This window comes from Methylobacterium currus (assembly GCF_003058325.1).
GTDB lineage: Bacteria > Pseudomonadota > Alphaproteobacteria > Rhizobiales > Beijerinckiaceae > Methylobacterium > Methylobacterium currus.
In genome coordinates this window covers 1,321,805-1,344,264 of record NZ_CP028843.1, presented here as the reverse complement: position 1 = coordinate 1,344,264, position 22,460 = coordinate 1,321,805, and the positions used below count along the sequence as shown (strand labels likewise).

Annotated in this window: 25 protein-coding genes; 2 read left to right on the top strand and 23 right to left on the bottom strand. The window is 74.2% G+C overall.

All coding sequences use genetic code 11. The annotated features are described in order from the left end of the window. Positions 1-49: 49 nt before the first annotated feature. Entirely contained in the window at positions 50-1,081 is a 1,032-nt protein-coding gene (locus DA075_RS06140) for a TIGR03885 family FMN-dependent LLM class oxidoreductase (RefSeq protein WP_099952464.1), read from the top strand. A 72-nt stretch (positions 1,082-1,153) separates the two neighbouring features. Here the strand turns inward: DA075_RS06140 and DA075_RS06135 are convergent, their stop codons facing one another. Continuing rightward, a complete protein-coding gene (locus DA075_RS06135; RefSeq protein ID WP_099952463.1) occupies positions 1,154-1,462 on the bottom strand; it encodes a GCG_CRPN prefix-to-repeats domain-containing protein in 309 nt (102 codons plus the stop codon). 145 nt (positions 1,463-1,607) lie between these two features. Continuing rightward, complete coding sequence (locus DA075_RS06130; RefSeq protein WP_099952462.1) at positions 1,608-2,114, bottom strand: Ros/MucR family transcriptional regulator; 507 nt, start codon at positions 2,112-2,114, stop codon at positions 1,608-1,610. A gap of 330 nt (positions 2,115-2,444) precedes the next feature. Between DA075_RS06130 and DA075_RS06125 the strand changes: the two genes are divergently transcribed. Continuing rightward, on the top strand, positions 2,445-3,353 hold the full coding sequence (locus tag DA075_RS06125) for a L,D-transpeptidase (RefSeq protein WP_099952461.1): 909 nt from the start codon (positions 2,445-2,447) through the stop codon (positions 3,351-3,353). A gap of 370 nt (positions 3,354-3,723) precedes the next feature. On the opposite strand, the gene DA075_RS06120 is transcribed toward DA075_RS06125, so the two are convergent. From DA075_RS06120 to terL, 21 genes are all read right to left on the bottom strand, one after another. Further along, positions 3,724-4,020: a Pam3-gp28 family putative phage holin gene (locus DA075_RS06120; RefSeq protein ID WP_099952460.1), complete on the bottom strand. Its 297-nt coding sequence runs from the start codon at positions 4,018-4,020 to the stop codon at positions 3,724-3,726. A 40-nt stretch (positions 4,021-4,060) separates the two neighbouring features. Further along, on the bottom strand, positions 4,061-4,636 hold the full coding sequence (locus DA075_RS06115; RefSeq protein ID WP_099952459.1) for a glycoside hydrolase family 108 protein: 576 nt from the start codon (positions 4,634-4,636) through the stop codon (positions 4,061-4,063). A 98-nt stretch (positions 4,637-4,734) separates the two neighbouring features. After that, positions 4,735-5,334 carry a hypothetical protein gene (locus DA075_RS06110; protein ID WP_099952458.1) on the bottom strand — a complete coding sequence of 200 codons (600 nt, stop codon included), beginning with the start codon at positions 5,332-5,334 and terminating at the stop codon, positions 4,735-4,737. A 7-nt stretch (positions 5,335-5,341) separates the two neighbouring features. Further along, complete coding sequence (locus tag DA075_RS37380) at positions 5,342-7,129, bottom strand: DUF2793 domain-containing protein (RefSeq protein ID WP_244936518.1); 1,788 nt, start codon at positions 7,127-7,129, stop codon at positions 5,342-5,344. Next, on the bottom strand, positions 7,122-11,063 hold the full coding sequence (locus tag DA075_RS06100; RefSeq protein ID WP_099952457.1) for a baseplate multidomain protein megatron: 3,942 nt from the start codon (positions 11,061-11,063) through the stop codon (positions 7,122-7,124). Before DA075_RS06100 ends, DA075_RS37380 begins: the two co-directional genes overlap by 8 nt. Beyond that, positions 11,060-11,629, bottom strand: a complete 570-nt coding sequence (locus tag DA075_RS06095; protein WP_099952456.1) for a DUF6950 family protein — start codon at positions 11,627-11,629, stop codon at positions 11,060-11,062. Before DA075_RS06095 ends, DA075_RS06100 begins: the two co-directional genes overlap by 4 nt. Beyond that, positions 11,610-12,497: a DUF2163 domain-containing protein gene (locus DA075_RS06090; protein ID WP_099952455.1), complete on the bottom strand. Its 888-nt coding sequence runs from the start codon at positions 12,495-12,497 to the stop codon at positions 11,610-11,612. Before DA075_RS06090 ends, DA075_RS06095 begins: the two co-directional genes overlap by 20 nt. Next, complete coding sequence (locus DA075_RS06085) at positions 12,494-13,129, bottom strand: DUF2460 domain-containing protein (protein ID WP_099952454.1); 636 nt, start codon at positions 13,127-13,129, stop codon at positions 12,494-12,496. Before DA075_RS06085 ends, DA075_RS06090 begins: the two co-directional genes overlap by 4 nt. A 133-nt stretch (positions 13,130-13,262) precedes the next feature. Continuing rightward, a complete protein-coding gene (locus DA075_RS06080; RefSeq protein ID WP_244936517.1) occupies positions 13,263-14,621 on the bottom strand; it encodes a phage tail tape measure family protein in 1,359 nt (452 codons plus the stop codon). Continuing rightward, on the bottom strand, positions 14,618-15,199 hold the full coding sequence (locus DA075_RS06075; RefSeq protein WP_099952453.1) for a gene transfer agent family protein: 582 nt from the start codon (positions 15,197-15,199) through the stop codon (positions 14,618-14,620). The genes DA075_RS06080 and DA075_RS06075 overlap by 4 nt, the downstream gene beginning before the upstream one ends. A gap of 7 nt (positions 15,200-15,206) precedes the next feature. After that, positions 15,207-15,653 carry a phage tail tube protein gene (locus tag DA075_RS06070; RefSeq protein ID WP_099952452.1) on the bottom strand — a complete coding sequence of 149 codons (447 nt, stop codon included), beginning with the start codon at positions 15,651-15,653 and terminating at the stop codon, positions 15,207-15,209. A gap of 153 nt (positions 15,654-15,806) precedes the next feature. Then, the gene (locus DA075_RS06065) at positions 15,807-16,226 is read right to left on the bottom strand and encodes a DUF3168 domain-containing protein (RefSeq protein ID WP_099952451.1); all 420 of its coding nucleotides are present in this window, start codon (positions 16,224-16,226) and stop codon (positions 15,807-15,809) included. Next, a complete protein-coding gene (locus DA075_RS06060; protein WP_099952450.1) occupies positions 16,226-16,522 on the bottom strand; it encodes a hypothetical protein in 297 nt (98 codons plus the stop codon). The genes DA075_RS06065 and DA075_RS06060 overlap by 1 nt, the downstream gene beginning before the upstream one ends. After that, a complete protein-coding gene (locus DA075_RS06055) occupies positions 16,519-16,830 on the bottom strand; it encodes a hypothetical protein (protein ID WP_099952449.1) in 312 nt (103 codons plus the stop codon). The genes DA075_RS06060 and DA075_RS06055 overlap by 4 nt, the downstream gene beginning before the upstream one ends. Then, positions 16,830-17,204 (bottom strand): DUF4054 domain-containing protein, encoded by a 375-nt coding sequence (locus DA075_RS06050; RefSeq protein ID WP_099952448.1) that lies wholly within the window; start codon positions 17,202-17,204, stop codon positions 16,830-16,832. Before DA075_RS06050 ends, DA075_RS06055 begins: the two co-directional genes overlap by 1 nt. A 1-nt stretch (position 17,205) precedes the next feature. Continuing rightward, positions 17,206-17,469: a hypothetical protein gene (locus tag DA075_RS06045; RefSeq protein WP_123834172.1), complete on the bottom strand. Its 264-nt coding sequence runs from the start codon at positions 17,467-17,469 to the stop codon at positions 17,206-17,208. A 14-nt stretch (positions 17,470-17,483) separates the two neighbouring features. Beyond that, complete coding sequence (locus tag DA075_RS06040) at positions 17,484-18,431, bottom strand: DUF2184 domain-containing protein (protein WP_099952446.1); 948 nt, start codon at positions 18,429-18,431, stop codon at positions 17,484-17,486. Between the two features lie 15 nt (positions 18,432-18,446). Continuing rightward, positions 18,447-18,890, bottom strand: coding sequence for a structural cement protein Gp24 (locus DA075_RS06035; protein ID WP_099952445.1), 444 nt, complete (start codon positions 18,888-18,890; stop codon positions 18,447-18,449). Then, entirely contained in the window at positions 18,890-19,894 is a 1,005-nt protein-coding gene (locus DA075_RS06030) for a DUF2213 domain-containing protein (RefSeq protein ID WP_099952444.1), read from the bottom strand. Before DA075_RS06030 ends, DA075_RS06035 begins: the two co-directional genes overlap by 1 nt. 180 nt (positions 19,895-20,074) lie before the next feature. Beyond that, positions 20,075-21,340, bottom strand: a complete 1,266-nt coding sequence (locus DA075_RS06025; protein ID WP_099952443.1) for a DUF1073 domain-containing protein — start codon at positions 21,338-21,340, stop codon at positions 20,075-20,077. Further along, positions 21,340-22,302: a phage terminase large subunit gene (gene terL / locus DA075_RS06020; protein WP_338068001.1), complete on the bottom strand. Its 963-nt coding sequence runs from the start codon at positions 22,300-22,302 to the stop codon at positions 21,340-21,342. The genes DA075_RS06025 and terL overlap by 1 nt, the downstream gene beginning before the upstream one ends. Positions 22,303-22,460: the final 158 nt, after the last annotated feature.

Sequence of the window (22,460 nt, the reverse complement as noted above, 5' to 3'; positions counted from 1 at the left end):
CCGGAACGACCGCCCGGGCTCGGGCATTCCCCGGGCCGGGAGCCGCGCGATGACCCTGTACAGCTACCACATCTCCCACGAGCAGTGCCCGCCCCGGGCGCTGCTCGCGCTCGCCCAGCGGGCCGAGCAGGCCGGCTTCGACGGGGCCTTCTCCTCCGACCATCTGCAGCCCTGGTCGCCGAGCCAGGGCGAATCCGGCTTCGCCTGGGCCTGGCTCGGCGCCGCCCTGCAGGCGACGGAACGCCTGACCTTCGGGATCATCTCGGTGCCGGGCGGCTGGCGCTACCATCCGGTGGTGCTGGCCCAGGCCGTGGCGACCCTCGGGCAGATGTTCCCCGGCCGGGTGCCGTGGGTGGCGCTGGGCAGCGGCCAGGCGATGAACGAGCGCGCCACCGGCAGGCCATGGCCCGACAAGGCCGAGCGCAATGCCCGCCTGCGCGAGGGCGCCGAGATCATGCGGGCGCTTCTCGCCGGCGAGACCGTGACGCAGCGCGGCCGCCTGACGGCGGTGGACGCCAAGGTGTGGTCGCTTCCCGAGACCCCGACCCGCCTCGTGGGCGCCGCCACCAGCGTCGAGACCGCCGCCTGGCTCGGTACCTGGGCCGACGGGCTCCTCACCGTCGGGACGAGCCCCGAGACCCTGGGGCCGATCGTCGACGCGTTCCGGGAGAACGGAGGCGCCGACAAGCCGGTCTTCCTCAAGATGGACCTGAGCTACGCCCCCGATCCGGCCGAGGCCCTGCGCCAGGCCCATGACGAGTGGCGCTTCAACGCCCTGCCGGCCTCGGTTGCCTGGGAACTGCCCCGGCCGGCCGATTTCGAGGCCGCTGCCCGCTACCTGCGGCCCGAGGACATGCACGAGGCGGTGCTGATCTCTCACGACCTGCCGGCCCTGACCGAGCGCATCGCCGCCTGCGCGGCGCTCGGCTTCGACAGCATCGACCTGCACCAGGTCGGCGGCAACCAGGCGGCCTTCATCGACGCCTTCGGCGAGCGGGTGCTGCCGGCCTTGCACGGCCGCAAGGCTCCGGTGATCGAGTTCGACCCGTTCGGGCGCAAGCCGGCGGCGCGGGCCGGGTGACCGCCGGACCTTGAACGCGAAGAGGCGCCCGACCGGCCGGTCGGGCGCCTCGCTCAGTCGATGAGATCCGGATCAGTACCCGTAATAGAAGCGGCGCGGGCCGTAATACGGGCGCCGCCAGTACGGCCGAGGGCCGTAGTAATAGGGGCGCGGGCCGTAGAACGGCCGCGGCCCGTAGAACGGGCGGCAATAGCCGAAGCGGTTCGGGACGAAGCCCGGGCCGCAGCCGCCGGCCACCTTCGTCACGCCCGTTTCCGGCGCGAGCGTGCCCGCCGCGCCGAGGCCGATCGGGGCGGCCTGCGCGGTGGACGCAAGACCCAAGCTGCCGATGAAGCTGCCCGCGACGAGGGCGGCCATCCCGAGCACCTTGACGTGCATCATCGTGGGATCTCTCCTTGGACGTGAGGGGCGGCGCAAGGGCCGCCCTGCCCGTCCAAGTAAGAACTAACGACCTGAATGCACGATGAGCGCGCCGGTCTGTTCCCGCTCACGCGGGTGCTTCGCGGCGGCGCGGCGGCCGTGCTCGTCAGCGGCGCCTTCCCGTGGGCTTTTCTAGGGGCTTGGGCTTTTCCGGCACCGGCCCGGAGACCACCGGGTCCGCGGCGGCCCGCATGGCCGCGCCGCGGCCGCGCCGGCTCTGGCCGAGGCCTGAGCTCTTGGCGAGCTCGGAGCGCTGGGCGGCATAGTTGGCGGCGACCATCGGGTAGTCCGGCGGCAGGCCCCATTTCTGGCGGTACTGCTCGGGAGTGAGCCCGCGCCCGGCCAGGTGGCGCTTCAGCGTCTTGTAGGGCTTGCCGTCCTCGAGGCTGATGATGTGGTCGGGGGTGACCGTCTTGCGGATCGGCACCGGCGGCGTCGCCCTCTCGGGCTCCGGCGCCGGCGCAGCACCGAGCTGGTTCAGCGACGCGTGGACCGCCGCGATCAGCCCCGGCACGTCCGCCGCCGGAACGGAGTTGTTTGCCACATAAGCCGACACGACATCGGCAGCGAGCTCGATCAGGTCGAGCGACCGGGTGGGGTCATCGTTGGTCATGGCGCACCAGATCGAAGTGACCGGACCAAGAGGGCACGTGTTGTCGGGGTCGTCAACCGCAAGTGATATGCGTAACAACAGAATTCGTCAGTTGCGATACGAAATAGAAAAAGTATCGCACGCGATTGATCTGCCGGTCCCGCGCGGCGCCGGAGGCGGTCCGGCCCGGGCGGCGCCGGTGCCACACCCGTCGGGATATCGTGCTAGCCCGTTGGTCCTGACGGTTTTTTCACGGATGGTGGTTTCCCCTCGGTGGGGAAATGCCCTAGCTGTTGCTGCATTGCGCCATCCGGCGCCCCGTTCCTGTCAGCACGATCCTCAAGACCTCCCATGACCGACAAGAACCGCCGTTTCCTGGTCACCGGCACGGCCGCGGGCCTCGCCTCGACGCTGCTGGCGGGCGTCATGTCGCGCCCTGCCCTCGCCTGGACGGACCAGGATTTCGCCCCCGTCCGGCGCCGGCGCTCCCGCGATCCCGTGCCGGCGGATGACGGCACGTTCTACGATACGCGGGGTCAAGACCCGCGAGGGCAGGCCACGGACCCGTATTACCGGGGCGGGCCCGCTCCCGCCGAGGCACCCGAGGAGGATTCGTTCTGGGGCGGCCGGCGCGCCGTGGCGCCGCCGCAGCCGGGCAATGTCGATCCGAACGCCGCGATCGTGGTCGATGACGGGCCGATCGACTACGCCCGCGCCTATGCGGCCGTCGAGACCGAGCCGTTCCCGGTCCCGGCCTTCCGCTGGCGCCGGGCCAACCCGTCCTTCCTGCGCCAGGAGGTCGCCTATGGCGGCCGCTACGCGCCCGGCACGATCGTGGTCGATCCGCGGGCGCACCACCTCTACCTGATCCAGGAGGGCGGCCGGGCCCGCCGCTACGGCGTCGGCGTCGGCCGCCAGGGCTTCGCCTGGAACGGGGCGGCCACCATCAACTCCAAGCAGGCCTGGCCGGACTGGTACCCGCCCAAGGAGATGATCGCCCGCCAGCCGGCGCTCGCCCGCAGCGTGTCCAAGCTGCAGAGCGGGCTGGGTGTGCCGGGCGGCTCGCATAACCCGCTCGGTGCCCGCGCGCTCTACCTGTGGCAGAACAACAAGGACACGCTCTACCGCATCCACGGCACCACCGAGCCGGAGAGCATCGGCCGCAGCGTCTCCTCGGGCTGCATCCGGATGATCAACCAGGACGCGATCGACCTCTACGCCCGGGTGCCGGTGGGGGCGCAGGTGGTGGTGCTGGGCTGACAGGGCGAGCGGGGGATCAGGGCCGCCGCAGGGGCCGCCCGACACGCCGATCACCCGAGGTGCCGTCTTCCTGATCGAGCGCCGAGACGAAGGGCAATACACGGCACGCTGCCTCTCCCCGACCCTGATCTATCCCTGTGCCGGTGCCCGCGACCTAGAGGCCGAGCGGGCCCTGGCGCGTGCGCTGGCGGCCGGCGGCCAGGAGGCCGTCCGGATCTCTTCCGCACGGATGCGGTCCCGGAGGACCGTTGCTGGCTGCGCGGACCGGGCTGGTGTCTCGCCTACGGGTGACGGGCAGGTTCTCCCGCGCACCGGTTTCGGCCAGCGAAGCCGGCGACGACATCCTGACGACGGCCCGGGGATGCCGCGATCATGCCGCCCCGGGCCGTGCCATGCGCGACTCCGCCGGCTGGACCTTGGCGCTCGGGATCGCGTTTGCGGTCGCCGGGTCGGCCAGGATCGTCCTCACGGCCGGCACCGCGGCCGCGGCGGCGACGAGGCCGGCATTGCGCCGCGCGTAGAGGCCCCAGCCGGTGACGAGGAGCGTCACCAGCGCGCCGCTCAGCGCGGTGGCGGTGTCGGCATCGATCCAGCCGCGCCCGACGGCGATCCCGCCGCCGAACTGCAGCAGGGTGCGCAGCAGCGTGGTGAGCTGTTCCTGGTTCATGGCGATCTCCTGAAGGTGGCTGGCGTCAACGATGGGTGGGTCAGGCCGCGACACGCTTGCCGCAGGCGGGGCACACAGCCGGCGCGGCGGCTCCGTTCGGGGCGGCCTGGAAGCCGAGGGCCGCGGCGCGCACCTGCTCGACCCGCCGGCTCCAGCCGCGGCCGAAGCGCGGCCAGGTCGAGAGCGCCCGCAGGAACGACAGCCGCTCGTCGCTCAGGGCATCGATCAGCCCCGGCCCGTCCCGGCCCTGAAGCACCGCCAGCGTCACCGGGCCGAGCCGCCCGTCGTCGGCGAGCCCGAGCACCCGTTGCAGCCCGATCACGGCCCGCTTCGGCCCGCTGTTCACCGCGAAGTCGAACAGCGCATAGTCCAGCCCCGCCGGCAGCGCATCGCCCTGGATCGCGTCCCAGAACCGGCGACGGTAGAGCGGCGCCACGCTCGCCGGCGTCAGCGCCCGCACCTCCGCCCGCGTCGCCGGCCGGCCGAGCCACAGGCTCAACGTGCTGATCGTCACCCCGAGGTTGGTGGCCCCGCCCGGGTCGGCCGGGTCGTCCGACCATCCGCCTTCATGAATCAGGACGAGCGAAAGCGCCCGCTCGAACGTGGTCGCGGCCATGGGTCTCTCCGGATTGTGCAGGGTGGTGCGGCGGCGCCGGCCGGATGGCCCGGGCGCGGGTCAGGCCGAAGTCGGCCTTTGTCTGCAGAGGGCGGCCGTCACAGGGCGGCCGCTTGGCGCCACAGCGCGTCGAGCGCTGCCGCGTCGTAGCCGAGCGCGGCGCCGAGCCGCGCCACCATCGGGTGCCCGCGCTCGAACGTCGTCGCGCCGGACACCAGCATCCGGGCGGCGAAGCGCTCCGCCTCCGGCAGGCCCGCCACCGCCGCCTCGATCCGCGCCGGAAGCCGGCCGGTCATCACCGCCGCCAGCGCCTCGTCGGGCGTGATCGCCCCGGCCTGCGCCAGGGCCTGGAAGAACTGCCGGTCCGACACGGCAGGTAGGCCCGCAGCCGGCGCGGCTTGCAGCGCCGCGAGTTGCGCCGCCAGGGCATCGCGCTCCTGCCGCGCCGCCGCCGCCTCGGCCAAAGCCGCATCGCGCCCTGCGAGCGCCGCCGCGTCGATCCCCGCCAGCACCGCCGAGAGCGGGAACCCCGCCGCTTCGGCCTGCGCCGGCGTGAGCGCCCCGCTCGACACGAACTGCGCCTCAACCGCACCCGGCGGCGTCACGTGCTGACCCAGCACCACGTGCCAGGCCGGCGCCTCGGTCGATCCCGCCGGCCGGCCGCGATACAGGAACTCGTACAGGTAGGGATCACTCATCACGCCCTCACGCCGCGATCGCGCTGTCATCCGACAGCCGCCGCCAGTTGCCGTTGGAGTAGTAGGCGACCACGCCGGTGCCGGCGCCCGCGCCCTCGCCGACCTTGCGACCGTTGGAAACGTACAGCACCGTGCCTGAGGTGCCGGTCGGCAGGGTGGCCACCGTGTAGAAGCCGAGGGACAGCGGCCCGCTCACGGCCACAGGGCCGGAGACCGCCAATGACAACAGCGACGTTTTACCGGTCGCCCGGCTGACGACGAACGGGCTGTCGAGGTAAGCGCTGCTATCCGCGTACCGGGCTAAGAACAGATCCGATCCGGCGTTGCTGCCCGTCTCGGCGTTGTCCGTCGCGAGAAGCGCCCAGCGCAGGCTCGTCCCCGACGACCAGACGAGACGGCGCTGTGTGCCGGCAGAACCTGCGATCGCCACGCCGGAGAAGGTCGCGGACCCTCCGTTCAGTACGCCGCCGAACGTCGCCGCTCCCGTGCCGTCCAACCGCAGCGCCTCGACCGTGTTTCCGGCGCCGTTGAGAACGGACAGCCTCATGCCGCCGCCGATGCCTTGCGTCAGGTAGCCGGCGATCTCGCCGCCGTAGTTCGGGCCCTTCTCGATGCGGAGTGTCGTGTACGAGGTGCCCGATGCCGCCGCCGGGCTCAGCAGCCGGGCTATCTGGACCGTGTCGGCGCTGGAGGACGAGGACAGGATCACGCCGGCCAGGGTCGGGCTGTTGCCCGTCCCGAGCCCCAAGGCGGTCGCGCCCTGCGCCGCCGTACCGGTGAGGACGCTGCGGCCGGTCGCGCTGGCGTCGGTGATGTCGGCGGCGGCCGGGCCGGTCACCGGCTTGCCGGAGACGCGGACGTAGTCCCGCACCGTCCAGGTGCCGGCGGCGTCGGAGGTCGCGAGCGCGGTGTCTCCGGCGGCGGTGACGAGGGTCGCGCCCCCCGGCAGGACCAAGCTGGCGGGGTTGTGGGTGAGCGTCGCGGCGCCGGTGAAGCGCAGGAGCCGCACCCGGTTCGGGCTGGTGCCGAAGCTGGTGACGGTGCCGGCGCCGGTGAGCGCCACCTTGAGGGCGGGCAGCGCGCCGAGATCGACCGTGGCGGCGACCGGGGCCGAAACCTCCGCCGCCGTGAGGTCGAGGCCGCCGGTGGCGCGGTCGATCCGCAGGGCCTCGCGCCAGGTGCTGCCGTCGGGCGAGACCTTCACCCGCAGGTCGTCGTCGCCGGTCAGGCCCAGCTCCGCCCGGCCGGAATAGCCGGACTGGAGCAGCAGCGACAGGGTGTTGCCGGAGGCCTCCTTGTTGAGGGTGTACCGGAGGTCCCCGGTCCCGCCTTCGCCCGCCGTCAGGGCGGTCCACAGCGCCGTGTTGAGCTTGGCGGCGAACGGGTTCTGCGCGTCGGCGGTGGTGCCGATCCCGAGCCGCGCGAGGTTCTGGAGCGCCGTCAGGCTGGAGCGGAACGAGGCCCAGGCCCCACCGGTGTAGGTGTACAGGTCCGCCTCGTCGGCCACGAAGGCCATCCAGCCGGGGCGCGGCACGAAGGAGCGCCACGCCCCGTCCTGGTAGCGCACCACCCGGCCGGCCCAGCCCGCCCACACCCCGGTGGGCGAGGCCCCGGCGATCAGGTAGCGGTCGCCCTCCGCCGGGCTGGCGGGCGGGGCCGTCAGGTCCTTGTCGAGGACCGCGAGCTGGACCAGCGTGTCGAGGCCGACCAGGGCCTCGTTGTGGGTCACGTGCTTCTGCGCCTGCGCCGCCGCCATCAGCGGCAGGGCGAGGTGGGCGGTGGCTGCGTCAGGCATACAGGGTCGCCCTCAGGGCCGCGCCGCGGCCGTAGGTTGCCGAGAGTTGGTGGATGGCGACGGACAGGCGCGCGACCGGCCCGCCGAAGTCGGCCGCCTGATGGGCGGCGGTGTAGGTGGCGGCCGGCGCCGTGACCTCGACCGTGCGCAGGACCGTGGCGCCCGCAGAGGAGCCGGAGAGCACGTCGAGGGCGTAGGCCTCGCCCTCTTCGCCTAAGGGCACCTCGACCTGTTCCCACGGGTCGCCGTCGATCCGGGTGCGCCGGATCCAGGTGAGGTGCAGGTCGCCGGACTCCGTCCGCACCATCCGTCCTTGAGCCGGCGCGTAGGGCCGCAGGCCCACGCCCCGGACCGCCAGGGTGGCGCCGGTGTAGCTCGGATCGTCCTGCGGCCGGCCGAGCGGCCCCCAGCGCCAGGCGAGCGGCAGGGTGCGGGCGGACAGGGGCATCCCCGACTGCACCAGCGCGTCGGTGAGGACCACGAACGGGGCGCCCGCCGGGGTCGGGGCGCCCAAGGCGAACTCCGTCCCGAGCTGGCCGCGCAGCAGCGTGCCGAGGCGGTAGCGGCCCGGCGCGAGCAAGGTGGCTTGCGCCCATTGCAGCACCTCCCACTCGCCCGAGGGGGTGAGCAGGGCGGCGACGTTGGCCCCGTTGAGCACGTCGATCTCGGAGCTCGATGCCAGCTCCACCCCGCGCGGCACCTCGACATAGACCGCGTTCACCCGGTCCCACCGCCCGCACGGGCCAGGATAGAGCTCGGCCGTCAGCCGGCCGATGATCGAGCGCGCCCCCACCGTCGCGTCCTCCGCGAACGCCCCGCCGGCGGTCGCGCGCAGGACCGCCACCGGCGACCACGGCGCGGTGTAGGCGGCGAGGTAGGGCGCATGGGGCACCGCGTCCGGCCGCAGGAGCGGCAGGTCGAGGAAGTGGAACAGGGCCACGCCCACCGTCGCCGGCGGCTCGGCCGGGCGCGGCGTCGCGGTGCCGTCGCGGTAGGCGAAGACGGACGGATCCATGCGGATGCCGCTCGCCGGCCGGCCCCCTTCCAGGCCGAGGCGGGTCAGCCGGTAATCGGTGGCGGCTCCGGCCAGCGACAGGGTGACGACGTCGCCGGCATCCAAGGCGAGGCAGGACGGCGGCAGGGTGGCCCCGACCTGCTCCCGCTCGACCACGCCCTGATAGAGGAGCGCCTGCGCGATGCCCCGCGCCGCTCCCTCGTCGAGGCAGAGCGGCACCGCGACCCGCTGCACCGCATTGGCCCGGCCGTTCGCGCGCCGCGCCTCGACCGAGGCCGGCTGGTAGCCGCGCTGCGGATCGATGTAGGTCAGCGCCACCACCCCCGGCAGCGCCGTCTCCTCGGACCGCGTGCGCCGGTAGTCGCCGGTGCTGCCCGACCCCGCCACCAGCTCGTCGGCCGTGAGCCGCAAAGCCGGCGCCCGCGCCAGCGGCGCGAAGACCAGCCGCCCGGCCGACTCCGCCGCATCGAAGAAGAAGCACGTCCGCAGCGGGTCGAGCGAGGCCCGCGGCGTCTGCACCTCCGTGATCGCGTAGCCCTCCACCAGGCCGGAGAGCTGCCCGACCTCGACCGGCACGCCCAAGCCCCCGCACAGCTCGGCCACCACGTCGGCGATCGGCGTCAGGCCGAGCCGCCCGTTGATCCAGTGGCCGAGGCGGTAGTTCGGCCCGTCGCTCCACACGCCGGCCTGGCGCGGGAAGTCCGGGTAGGGCCGGGCGTCCCAGGTCCAGACGAACAGCCGCTCGGGATCGACCATCCGGCCGCCATAGACCGACGAGACCGGGTTGCCGGCACTTCCCTGCCAGTAGGCGAGCGTCGCCTCGAGGTAGGCGCGCTGCGCCGCCAGGTCGCGCCGGCCATTCGAGAAGTAGGGCAGGACCGACTCGGACGACTTCGGGTCCACGAAGACGTTGGGCTGGTTCATGCCCTTGTCGACCGCCGGGCAGCCCACTTCGATGAAGCGGATCGGCTTGCCCCGCGGCACCCAGGCCGTCGCCGTGGCCTGGCGCACTCCGCCCGGCCGGTCGCGATGCGGGTTCGCCCACCAGGCGCGCAGATCCTTGAGGCGGAAGACCCAGGGCTCGCCGTAAGCCGTGTCGGCGATCGGCACCCGGTTCTGCGCGTCGCGATCGGCCGGCGTCGGATAGTACCAGTCGAACAGCTCGCCGGCCGCGACGTTGCCGGTCAGGTACCCGGGATCGTAGGGCGAGGGCGCGCCGGACGTGAACGTGCCTCCCTTCGCGTCGAGGTGGTCGAACCCGTCGCGCCAGTCGGCGAGCGGCATGTAATTGTCGATCCCGACGAAGTCGATGTTCGGGCTCGACCACAAGGGATCCAGGTGGAAGTACACGTCGCCCGAGCCGTCGGCCGGGCGATGACTGGCGTATTCCGTCCAGTCGGCCGAATAGGCGATCTTGGTGGCGCTGCCGAGGATCGCCCGTGCATCGGCCGCGAGCGCCACCAGCTGCGCCACCGCCGGGAAGGTCGAGGGACCCGACCGCACCGTGGTCAGCCCGATCAGCTCCGAGCCGATCAGGAACGTGTCCACCCCGCCCGCCGCCTCGGCGAGCCGCGCGCAATGCAGGATGAAGCGCCGGAACGAGAACTCCGCCTTGGCGCTGGTGACCGTCTTACCGTTCCACGCCAGATCCGCCGGCGCCACGCTGCCGAAGAACGCGGCGACCTGGTCAGCCGCCGCGGCGGTCTTGTCGGGGGTCCCGGGGCGGCCGGGGGCCGGGTGGCAGGTCACGCGCCCGCGCCAGGGGAACGCCGCCTGCTCCGCTCCGCCATAGGGATCGGGCAGCCCGTTGCCGGCCGGGATGTCCATCATCACGAACGGGTAGAGCGTGACGGCGTAGCCCCGCGCCTTCAGCGCCCCGATCAGCTGCACCACCGATAGATCGGAGGGAGCGCCGCCGACGAGCGGCGCACCGGAGGCGCCGCCGCTGACGATGCTGGCGCTCGCCCGGTCGACCCCGCCCGCGAGCCATTCCGGCTTGGTGGTCTTCGCTGCCGTCTCGGCCTTCGGGACGATGCGGCAGGCCGACAGCCGCAGGTCCGTACCGTGCCAGGCGACCACGAGCGAGACGTGCCGGCAGCGCGGCGCCTCGACCGCGAGTTGATCCAGCGCCTTCACCACGTCGACCCCGCCCGACACCGTGTTCTGCCCGGCGATCCCGCCGAAGGTCGAGGCGGTGACCGGCGCGGTGGCATAGGCGAACTCGCCCATGCTCGGGATCATCGTGACGGCGGTCACCAGCTCCTCGAGGGCCGGGCGGCCGGAGGCAGCGGGCGCACGCCGGATCACTTCCGCCGTGACGACCGGGACCCGGTTGCCGAACGCCGCCAGGGGCAGGTCCTCGAACACGATGTAGGCCAGGCCGCGATAGGCCGGGGCGCTGTCGGCGCCCTCGATGGCGGCGATCTTCGGGTCCGGCCCCTGCGCCTCGTCGCCGGGATAGACCCGGGCGCCGTAGGAGGCGAGCGCGATCGGCTTGCCGTCGGCCCAGACCTGGCCCACGGCGACGATCGGGCCTTCGCACAGGGCGACCGCGACGCTGACGCTGTAGGCATAGGTCACGTTGTACTGTTTCTGCGTTGCTCCGCCCTTGCCGCCGGAAGCCTTCACCTTCTCGACCTTCTGCGTCTCCTTGATCCTGGTGGCCCAGATGATCTGGCCGCCGATGCGGACCCGGCCGAAGACCCGAGCGATGGCGGCGCCCTCGGTCGAGGCGGTGACGTGGAGGTCCGACAGGCGCGGGCCTAGGTCGATCCGCGGCTTGGGGCGGGAGCCGAACAGGGCTCGGTCGAGGGCGCTGCCGCCGGCGGCGCCGAGGACCTGGCCGATGGCCCCGCCGATCGGGCCGCCAAGGGCGCTGCCGACCGCCTGGCCGGCCACGGACAGGACGAGCGTGCTCATCGCGCGGGCCCCTGCGGGATCTTCGGGGCGATCCCGGGCGGGATCTTCGGGGCGATCCCGGGCGGGATCTTCGGGACGATCCCGGGCGGGATCTTCGGGACGATCCCGGGCGGGATCTCGGGGAGGGGTTCGGGAAACCGGAAGGCGTAGGCGATCCGCCGGGACCAGGCTGGCGGGATCCAGGTCTCGACCACCGCGTGACCGTCATAGGCGTGGATCATGTGGGACGGGCCCGCCACGATCGCGCAGTGCTTGGCCGGCAGACCATCGCGCCAGCGAAACAGCAGCACGTCGCCGGGCTCGGCCGCGGCGGGCGCCAGCGGCACCAGGTGGCGGGCGGCGGCATCCCGCAACGTCTCCTGGCCGCGATCCTCCGCCCAGCTCGGCGTGTAGGGCGGCGGCGCCTCCGGCTCGGCGCCGTACAAGGCGGCGTAGACGCCCCGCAGCAGGCCGAGGCAGTCGCAGCCCGCCCCGCGCAGGCTGGCCTGGTGGTGGTAGGGCGTCCCGAGCCAGGTGCGCGCCAGCGCGACGACGCGCGCGCGGGTCTCAGCCGAGGCGGCCTCCATCGTTGTCGGCTCCCTGGACGGCGTAGGCCACGGCGTAGTCGTTGCCCGGCAGGTCCGGGAAGCCGCGGAAGTTGACGACGTTGGCGAACTTGTCCCGGCAGCTCGCCAGGGACTTGTCGCAGCCGGCGACGACCTGGAACGCGTCGCCGGGGAGGATCGGGGCCGGCATCGGCTCCCACAGGTCGAGGGTGGCGAGGCTGCCGGACTGGCCGTGCGCCCGCACCTCGACCGCGGCGCCGGCATTGGCGCCGGAGATCCAGACCAGCCGGCCGGCCTCGAACCACCGGGCGGCATAGCCGGCGAGGCCGAAGGCCGACAGGGTGCGGGCGCTTCTCACCGTCGCGACCGTACCGCTGCCGCGCAGCGCCGGCGCTGTCGCGTCGACCTTGCAACGGCCGTCCCCGAACAGCGCGTCGCAGGAGCGCTGGTAGACCCGGCCGCGCGGCTGGTTGAGCCGATCGGCGAGGCCGCGCACCTCCGCCGTGAAGGCGGTGGGCCCGCGCGAGACCTCGCCCAGGGTGCCGGAGAGGACGAGGACCCGGTCGGCCGGGCTCGCCCAGTCGACCCGCCAGACCGCGACCGCGGCGCCGTCGAACAGGCCGCGCGCCAGCTCGGCTTCCGCCAGGCGCCCGCTGGTGAGCGCCCCGACGATCTCCAGGCTGTCGGCGGTGAGCCCGGTGCCCTGTTCGAGCGCGGTGCCGGTGGCGCCGCTCTCGGCCGAGCACGGGACGCCGTCGACGGTCACGTCTTCGTCGTGGTCGGTGAAGCCGAGGCGCTGGCCGTCGCTGCGGGTGACGATCCAGCACGTGCACAGGGTGGTGACCCCGCTCGCGAGGCTGGCGGCGAGGTTGGGCGGCAGGGTCTTCATCGGCGGATCTCGAGGATCGGGATGTCGGCGACCACGCCGGCACGCAGGGCCTGGTGGTCGATCTCGATGCGGTCGGTGGCGAAGCGCACCGGCACGTCGAAGAGGAAGCCCGCCGTCACCACGGCACCCGGAGCCGGCGCCGCCTTGAGGGTGACGAGGCCCGTCGTGGCATCGAGCGTGACGGCCGAGGCGGCGAGCGCGACGCCGCCGACCGCGACCAGACCCGAGCCGGCGACCGGCTTGGTGATCGGGCGGGCATAGGGCGCGAAGGCGGACCCGTAGGTCTTGGCGAGCGGGAACACCCGGGTGGTGCCGTCGCCGGTGCCGAGGCGCTGGTCGGTGGGCGCGGGAGCCTGCCCGGGCGGCGCGGAGGAATGGTCGAAGGTGTCGCGCCAGCGAAAGCCGTGGAGGGGGCCGCGGCGCTCCTCGAAGAAGGCGATCAGCAGCGCCACGTCCTCGGCCGAGCGCAGGGCCGGTCCCGCGTTGTAGCGCCGCCGCGAGTGGCGCCAGAGGCTGTTGCGCTCCTCGTCGCCGGAGCCGAGGGTGACGATCTCGGTGCGCCGTTCCGGCCCGCCGCGGGAGCCGTAGGACAGGGCGAGGGGGAAGCGCACCTCGTGGAAGGGGCTCGGCATGGTGTTTCGGGCTCCTGAGCACCATTCCGCCGGCCGCAGGCGGCCGGTGCCGAAGCGGTCGCCGGTTCGGCGGTGAAAATGATGCAAAAACAAGACTCTAAGCAGAGTTGCGCAAAGCAGCTCTACGGAGTGCTCACAGGCCCCTCAGGCCGCGCTGCACCGCCCGGGCCAGGGCGGCGCTGACCTGCGCCTCCGAGCGGTGGAAGCTTGGGGCGTCCGCGGTGGCGATCGAGACCGAGACCTGGACGGTCGGGGCGGGGGCCGGGGCCGCGACGCCGTGGGTCGCCGGCAGGATGCGGCCGGGCTGGAGCGGCACGAAGGTCTCGCGGCCGCTCTCGCCCACCGTATAGGCGACGCCCGGGGTGACGGGCCCGCCGGCGGCGCGGCCGGTCGGGTTCTGGGTCAGGCCGAGCGATCCGAGCGCGTCGCCGATCAGGTCGGAGCCGGGGCTGAAGCGGCCGAACAGGCCGTCGAAGGCCCGGTCGATGCCCCGGCTCGCGAGCGTGGTGGCGAGCCGGGAGATCACCGTCGTCAGCCGCTCGCCGTGCAAAATCGCGCCCTTGAAGCTGTCGGCCAGCGCCGAGCCGAGCTCCCGCGAGGCCGATTGGGCGGCGCGCTGCGCGGCCTCGGCCCGCTCCACCTGGGCGGTCGCGGCGCCGTAGGCCTGCGCCACCCGGTCGACCTCCTCGCGCAGGGCCGGCGTCACCGCGAGGTCGGCCTTTTTGGCCGCCTCCAGCAGCCGGAATGCCGCCTCGGCCTTGGCCGCGGCGCCACCCTCCCGGCCGACCGCCTCGGCCTCGATGGTCAGGAGGCCGGTGCGCCGGGTCAGGCGGGCGACCTCGTCGCGGAACGCGTCGTCCGCCGGCTCGGCAGCCTTGACGGGCTTCGCCGGCGACCGCGCGGGCGCTCGCGCGGTCTCGGGGGCGGCGGTGCCCGGGACGGTCGTCGCGGTCCCGGCGAGGCTGCCGCGGGACGCGGCGTCGCTGATCGCGAAGGCGTCGGCGATGCGGGCGCGGATCGCCGCGCCCTCCTCCGCCGCCGCCCGCACTCTCCGGCCGAGATCCGCGACGAGGTCGGCGGCGGCCGGGATTTTGTCCGCCATCCCGCCGACTGCGCCCGCCACCGCCTCGAACCCCGCCACCGCCTCCCGGGAGGCGGACCCGGCCTCCGCGAGGCGGGTGCAGAGGCTCCCGACCGCGTCGTCGACCCGCCGCAGGGAGGCGCCGTCCCCCACGGGCAGGGCGCTCGCCGGCTCGCCGGCGCGCTGGAGCTTCCCCAGGGCCTCCGGCGCGGCCATGCGGGCGATCTCGTCGCGCACCTCGGCGCCAGCCCGCGCCATCGTGGCGGCGATGCGCGTCGCCCCGGCCTCGACCGCGCGCTCGGCTTGCCCCATCGCCCGCTCGGCGAGCGGCCCGGCCCGGGCGAGCTCGCGCTCATAGGCCTCGACATTGGCCTCCAGGGAGACCACCAGGCGCTCGATCTCGGTCGTCATGCGGGCGATCCGTCATCCGGGAGGGCGTCGTCCGGGAGGCCTCGGAGCCAGGCCCAGAGCGCGTCCTCTTCCGCGGGCGTCGGGGCGTCGGCCGCGTCCGGGTCGCGGGCGCGGTTGAAGCCGTCGATGTAGGCGGCGAGCTGCCACAGGCTCATTGCCCGCAGGTCGGCGGCGGGCAGGCCCATGGCGGCGGCGGCGCCGTAGAACGCCGCGAAGGCGATCCGCCCCTCGGGGCCGGCAGCCCCCGCGGGGCGGCCGACTCGCTCGTCCTCGGTGCCCTCCAGGGCCGCCGCCAGCACCAGGGCGGCCTTGGCGATCAGCGGGATGCAGGGCAGCCCGTCGAGGCGGCGGGCCAGCGCATGGGCCTGCGGCACCGGGGTGCCGCCGCCGATCAGGCCGAGGCGCAGCACGTCGCGCACGTCCTGGAACCGGTACAGCCTCCCGGCATGGAAGCGGTGCAGCAGGGCGGCGGGGCCCGCGCCCGTGGCCTCCTGGAGCGCCTCCAGGTCGCCGATGGCGAGGCGGAAGCGGTGGGTGGTCTCCTCGAGGGCGAGATCGATATGGCCGTCGCGGCTCATGAGTGCCTCACGCCGCGGCCGTGAAGGCGACCGCCCCGGTCGATTGCAGCGCCACCGAAACGGTGCAGCGCTCGCCCCGCACCGCGCCGACCTCGAAGCTGGTGAGGTGGAAGAGGCCTTCCCAGGCGCCGCCGCCGTCGGCGCCGGTGCCGCTCACCTCGACCCGGGCCCGCACAGGCCCGTCCGCCTCGTAGGCGGCGCGCCAGCGGGCGAGGCTCTGGCGCGCCATCACGCCCTTGCCGGAGACCGCGACCGACTTCGAGACCGCGAACCGGTCGACGAAGGGGACGGCGTCCTCGTTGGCGCAGTCGGGCACGACCGCGCTGTTGGTTTCCTTGGTGAACTGCGCCGCCCGCTCGGTGAGGCCGCAGGGCGCCTCGAAGGTGCCGGCCTTGGTCAGGCTCTCGAGCTTCACGGCGATCGCCGAGAACGGCAGGGTGGTGGGCTGGGCCATTGGGTCTCTCCTGAGACCGCCCGGAGGGCGGTGCAGCGTGGCGGGCGCGAGGAGCGCCCCGTGAAGCGGGACCGGGAGCCCGAAGCGGCTCCCGGGCGCAGGGCGGAACGAAAGCCAAGGGAGCGGATGCGACCGCCGGCGCCCGAGGCCGACTTAGACAGCTTCGGCGGCCACCGCGCCGAAGCGGGCGACGCCGTGCCAGGAGCCGGGCCCGAGGGGTTCCGGCAGGACCAGGCTGCGCTCGTGGGCGATCCAGAGGAGCTCGCCGCGGGCGAGCGCCAGGTCGGCCTCGTCGAGGGCGACCGAGACGGCGGCGAGCAGCTCCTGCACCGGCCCGAGGTCCCGGGCGCCGCGCAGGAAGGCGTGGACGGTCAGGCGACAGGCGCAGCCGCGCCAGCCTTGCGCCGCGTAGGGGCTGACCTCCGGCGGATCGACGCGCAGGAACGGCCATTCCTCCCGGACGCTCGCCACTTCGCGCACCCGGTCGCCGACGAGCGGGCGCAAGGCCGGATCGGCGAGGAGGCGGGTCCGCACCGCCCGCAGGAGCTGGGGCGAGAGGTCGAGGCCGGCCATCACCCCCTCCCCGTCAGACGCGCGATGGCCGGGCCGACCACCGGCCGGGCCGCCCGCCTCGCGGTGCCGAATTCCCGGGCGATCAGGCCCGGCGCCTCGACCGTGACGGCGCCGCCGCCCGGCGTCTCCGTCGCCTCGGCGCGCCCGCCGGGCGGGTCTCGCGCCAGTTCCTGCTGGATGTCGGCCGCGAGCGCGTTCGCGGCCTCCCGCGCGCGGGCCCGCGCGGCGTCGCTGCCGGCGCGGGCGAGGCGCGCGAGCCGCGCCTGGAGCGGGCCGGTCTCGGCTTTCTGCGTCACAACGGTCGTCCCTGAATGATGGCGTGGCTGCCGGCGGGGTCGGTCTCCACCGCGACGATGCGGTGGCGCGTCCCCGCCAGGGTGATCTCGTCGTCGGGGTTCGGGGGGGAGCCCGGAATCAGCACGATCGCCCGCACGAGACGGCCCGGCAGGCCGGGCTCCTCGGAGGCCTCCCGGGCGCCGTCGATCCGCGCCCGCACGGGCTCGTCCGCGCCGCCGCCGAGGCTCACCCGGTGCAGGATCCCGTCGTCGAAGAGGGGGGCGAAGATCCCCCCGAGATGGCGGCCGAGCCCGTCGAGGAGTCCCATCACACCACCGCCACACCGATGCTGTTGCGGCGCATCACCTCGTGGAAGCGCCGCCCGAAGGAGGTGAGCCCGAGCGTCCCCGGCAGGTCTTCGGGGGCTGCGTCGCGGCGCTCCAGGTGGAGGGTGCCGCTGCGCAGGGCCTTGAGGTCGAGGGCGCCCGCCCGGGCGAGCTCGGCCTCGGGCCCGCCCCGCCCGTCGAGGGTGAGGGTGTGGGCGGCGTGGAGCATCCGCCCGAGGGCGGCCTCCGCCGCCGGCCAGCCCGCCCCGACCCGCGGGGCCGCCTCCGCCAGCGCCCCCGCGATCGCGGCGTCGGGGACGCCCGCGAAGGCGGGGAAGCGGGCCCGGAACGCCTCCGGGGTGATCGTCTCCGCCATCTCACGCCTCCCCGCCGGAGGGCGGCCGCGGGCGGCCGCGGCGGCGCTCGGGGCGCGGGTCCCGGAGTGCCGGGTCCGGCGGTCCCGGTTCGGGCTCCGCCTCGACCCGCACCTCGCCCGCCGCCTCCCAGGCGGCGAGGCAGGGGTCCGGCCGCTCGGGCAGCACCAGCACCGCGCACTCGCCGGGCAGGAGGAGCCGGGGCGCCCGGGCGCCCTTGGGCCAGACCAGTCGGGGGCCGGCCGCGTGGTTCGTCACCCGCATCATGTTCGCCGCCTCCATCAGATGCCGTCGAGGTAGCGGCAGGCGGCGGGGCGGCGGATGTCGAGCCCGCCGAGCCGGAAGGCGCCCGGCACCTCGAAGCGCCACGGGCCGGTCTGCCAGGCCGGGAAGAACCGGAACGGCATCGGCAGCCACAGCTTCAGCACGGAAGGGTCGCGGCGATACGCGACCATGCGGGCGGTGCCGCCGGTGCCGGCGGTCTCGAGGGTGCGCACGCCGTAGACCGTCAGGTCCTGGCCGGTCTCCAGGGTGTAGACGTTGTGGCGCCGGATCCAGTCGAGGAGCGTGATCGGGCTCGTCGGGTCGAGGCGGCGCAGGCCGAGGCTCAGCATCTGGTCGTAGGGCAGCAGCACGGTGTCGGCCATCTCGACCGTGTTCGAGCCGGTGAAGATGCCGATGAGCTGGCCGTTGATGTCGGTCAGCACCTGCTCGGCGGTCTTCTGGGCCCAGAGGGTGCTGCCGCCGGTGCCGGTGGCGGCGGCGCTGCCCACCGTCACGCCCGGATGGTTGAGGAGGCCGGCGAATCCCTTCGTGGCGTCGCCCCGGAGGGCGACCTGGTCGATGAACTCCTCGGAGGCCTGCCGGGCGGCGTCGGCCTTGTCGGCGTCGAGGGTCATGCCGAGGAGCTGCGCCTTGCCGAGCTCCTCGAGGTCGTAGCCGTATCCGATCCCCGCCATGGCGATGGTGGTCTCGTACTGGCGCCGCAGCAGCTCGGCCTTCGGCACGTCGCTGGCCGCGCCGTGGACCCAGGTCGCCTGGCCGACCCGGTCGACCGAGAAGTAGGTCACGGTCGGCACCCATTCGGGTGCCGCGGTGTCGACCGGCACGAGGCGCGGATAGCGGATCGCCGGGTACTGGTTGCGGTAGACGTTGGGCTCGATGAAGGCCTGCTGGCTGACCAGGAAGGCGAGCGCCCGGGGGGCGTCGGTGAGGAGGGTGCGGGTCATCGGTTAAGCCTCTCGTCAGTTCAGGCGCAGGCGGACGAGGCCGCCGGCGGGCGCGGAGGTGTCGAACAGGGCGCTCGCGATCGGGGTATTGCCGGAGGCGGTGGCCGTGACGGCGCCGGCGGCGGTGACGTAAGCCGCGGCCCCGACGCTCGCGGCGGAGGCGGTGACGACCCAGACGGTGCCGCGCACCATCACCGGCGCGGTCTCGCCCTTGGCGAAGAGGTCGGCGCCACTCGGATTCGGCCGGGCGTTGCGGTCGGCCAGCACGATGCCGCGGAAGACCGCCCCCGAGGCCGCGATGCCGTCGTCGCGGGTGCCCTGGAAGGCGGCTCGGCCGAAGGCGATGCCGTCGGCCGTCTCGACGGTGCGGCTGATCACCGTGGCGGGATCCTGGTCGGCGGCCATGCCCTCGTAGGCGGCGGCGGGCCGGGCGGGGTAGCTGGTCTGGACGGCGGGCATCAGCGGGCTCCTGCGGGTTTCCAGGCGTTGCGGAGGGTCTCGACCATGGCGGCATGGGCCGCCTCGGGCGTGCGGGCGTCGTCGGTCCGGCGGCGAAGGGCGTCGCGCAGCGGGTCCGGGGCGTGGTGGGGGGCGGTGCGGCGCGGGTCGGCGGCGACGATCCGGAAGGCGCCCTCGATCGCGGCGGCGCTCATGGCGGCGGCCTCCGCCTCGCCGAGGGTGCGGGCGACCGCTGCGCGCCGGATCGCCCCGGGATCGAGGCCGGCGGGATCGAAGGCGTCGCCGAGGATGCGGCGGGCCTGCGCCACCAGGGCGCCGCGCTCGGCCGCCAGCGCGTCGAGGGCGGCCGCATCCGGCACCCGGGCGCGGAGCGCCGCGACCTCGCCCTCGCGCTCGGCCAAGGCGGCTTCGGCGGCCTGTGCCCGCGCCTCGGCCTCGGCGAGGCGCCGGGTCAGGTCCGCGTCGCCGATGCGGCATTCCGGCCCGGCGCGCCCCTGCGCCACGATGGCGACGTGGTCGACGACGATGCGGGTCTGGCGGGCGTCGTAGGGCTGGCCGTCCGGGGCGGTGCCGGGGGTCCAGTCGAGGTCGCAAGTGTACCCGACCGAGACCTCGCGCCGCCCGGCCTGCACCGCCGCGATGGCCGAGGAATCGGCGAGCAGCATCGGGATGCGCACGAAGTCGCCGTCGCGCACCACCTCGTCGCCGACATGGCCCCGGGCGACCCCGCGCCAGGTCCGCGGCGTCACCGCCTCGGGCGGATGGTCGAGGGTGACGGGCTTGTGGCCGAAGCTGCGCAGGGACTCCTCGCGAAAGATCTCGTCCGGATCGCGGTAGATCCGGACCTCGGCGAGGTCCGGCCGGGCGACCTCGTCGCCGCGATAGACCTGGACGTTGCCGGCGCGGGCGGCGCGCGCCTGCACCACCAGGGCGCCGTTGCCGAGCGGGCGCGCGCCCGCGATCTCGGCCGCGGGGCCGAGGCTGAACCGGTCGAAGAGATGCATGGGTGAGGTCTCGCGTGGGGAGAGGGTTGATCTCGCTCCCGCTCGGGCTCGTCGGCTCACAGGCCGGGCCGTGCGCGTCTCTCCTCTCCCCGCGGGCGGGGAGAGGGGGGAAGCCCGCGCCTTGATCGGCGACGTGTGTCGATGTTTGCCCGCTCGGGAGGGAGGTTGAGAGCCCGGCTCTCAGCCCGCCGGCCGGCCGAAGGCCGCGGCGATGCCGGGGAAGAGGTCGGCGGAGGAGAGCCAGCCCTCCACGCCGCGGGCGAGGATGCCGGCCGGCACCACGCCCTCGCGGGCGAGCGTCGCGGCGGTCTCGGCCTTGAGGCGGCCGATCTCCGCCTTCTCGCGCTCGCTCGCCTGCGCCAGGGGCCGCCAGGCGTAGCGGAGGCCGGGCTCGTCGCGGCCGAGCGCGTCGCGGATCAGCAGCCGGTCGAGGCGGGCGATGGCGGGGGTGAGCTCGACGGTCTGACGCGCCGCGACATGGTCGTGGTAGTTGCGGATGTCGGATTCGCCGGTGGCGTTGAGGCCGGCGGGCGACTGGCCCAGCAGCCGCGTCACCGGGATGTCGGCGGCGCCTGCCGCGACCTGGAGGAAGAGGCGCGCCACCTCCGGCAGGCCGGAGAAGTCGAGCTGCTTCTGCTGGTAGCGCTCGCCCTCCGGCGAGCGGCCGTCGCCCTCGAGCAGCAGCATCCCGAACAGGCCCTTCATCCGGGCCGCATAGGCGAAGCGCTCGGTGAGAAGGCGGGTGCCGTCCTCGGTCGAGAGGTGCTGCGACAGGCCCGGCACCGAGATCACGTCCTGCTTGGCCTCGGGCAGCATCGCGGCGATGTGGGCTGAGGCCGCCGTCGCCTGGTCGATCGCCTCCAGGAGCGCCTGGAGCACGCTGTCGCCGAAAGCGTCACCGATGTCGTCCTCGGGCAGGGCCGCGCCGAGGAGCCGGATCATCCGGGACGGATGGACCGCCTGGCCGTCCGCCACCGTGTAGCCTTTCGGCTCGCCGAACCACGCCGAGAGCGGGTCTCGGTCGATGGGGCCGGCCTGGATCGCGGCCCGGGGGAGCACATGGAGGTAGTGCAATCCTCCCTGCCCCACCGTCTCCGGGTCGAGCGGCCGGCCCGGATCCGGCGCGCCGTCGCCGATCAGGATCGCGGCGCCGCCATGCAGGCGCGCGAGGCGCAGGCCCCGCAGCAGGCGGTCGCGAAGCCCCAGGCGCTCCTCGCTCGCCGCGAGCGCCGCCGCCACGTCCGGCGGCGCCTGCCAGGCGCGCCACTCGCGCAGCATGTCGAAGGGCACGATGTCGACGACCTTCCGGGCGAGCCAGTTGTCCCGGTAGGCGGCGTCGAGCTCCGCCCGGGCGCGGGGCACGTGGACATGCAGGTTGCCGGTGCTCTTGTCCCGCGGGCCGCCGAGGCCGGAGACGAGGTTGGCGAGGCGGTCGGCGAGCCACATCACAGGACTCCGAGCAGGCCGTATCCCGGCCGGGCCAGCGCCGCGAAGGCGCGCGAGAGGGCGTCGACCTGGTCCAGGAAGGCGCCGTTGGGGAAGGCGCAGAGCTCGTCGAGGAAGGCCTCGTTCCAGGGCCCGGCGACGAGGTGCAGGTTGCCGGCCTCGGCCTGGGCCGAGACCGGGGCGGCGCGGGTCGCCTTGTCGCCGCTCTCCGGCGTCGCCCGCACGTCGTAGCCGGCGAGGCGCCCGACGAGGTACTGCGCCTGCGCCTTGCCGGCCTGGCCGGGATCCTGCGGCAGCGAGATCCGGCAGGACGTTCCGTCCTCGGCGGCGGTGGCGAGGATCAGCCGCTCGACCCCGCCGGCCGAGAGCCGGTCGCGGCGCACGTCGACGACGTAGAGATGCCCGTCCGGGGCGCGGGCGAGCTTGACGCCGGCGGTGTAGTCCGGCCCGCGCCCGCCCATCCCGCGCCCGCCCTTGGGCAGGCTCGCCGCGAGGTCCCAGGCCCGGACAGTGGCGCAGCCGGCAGGCCAGGCCCGCACCGGGGTGAACCAGCCCCGCTTGAACAGCCCGCCATCCCGGGGTGCGGGCCGCTGCTGGTACTGGCCGGCCGCCGCGTACTCGCCCATCGCGGCCTTGTCGCGCTCCACCGCCTCGCGGGGAAAGCGGGCCGGAAACAGCAGCTCGCCCGGGGCCCGGCGCGGATCGGCAAAGCCGATCCGGGTGGCGCAGGCGCGCTCCGGCTCGAACTCCATCGGCAGCATCAGGTGGTCGTAGCCGAGGTTCTTCGCCAGGATCACGCCCGACAGGTCGCGCTCGTGCAGCCGCTGCATGATCACCACGATCGCCGAGCGGACGGGGTCGTTGAGGCGGGTCGGCACGGCCTCCAGGAACCATTGGGCGATCCCTTCGCGCACCCGCTCCGAATTGGCGCCGTCGACCGAGATCGGGTCGTCGAGGATCACCCGGTCGCCAAATCAGCCTATCACGGACCTTAGATCGACCATTGTGGAAATCGCAATTTCATCAGTGGGTTGCATGAGAAAACTAGCGTGAAGGGGCTGCTCGATCAAGCGTGTCGCGACTGTTGCGGAGGCGTCCATGAGCTTCCGGAACGGGGAAA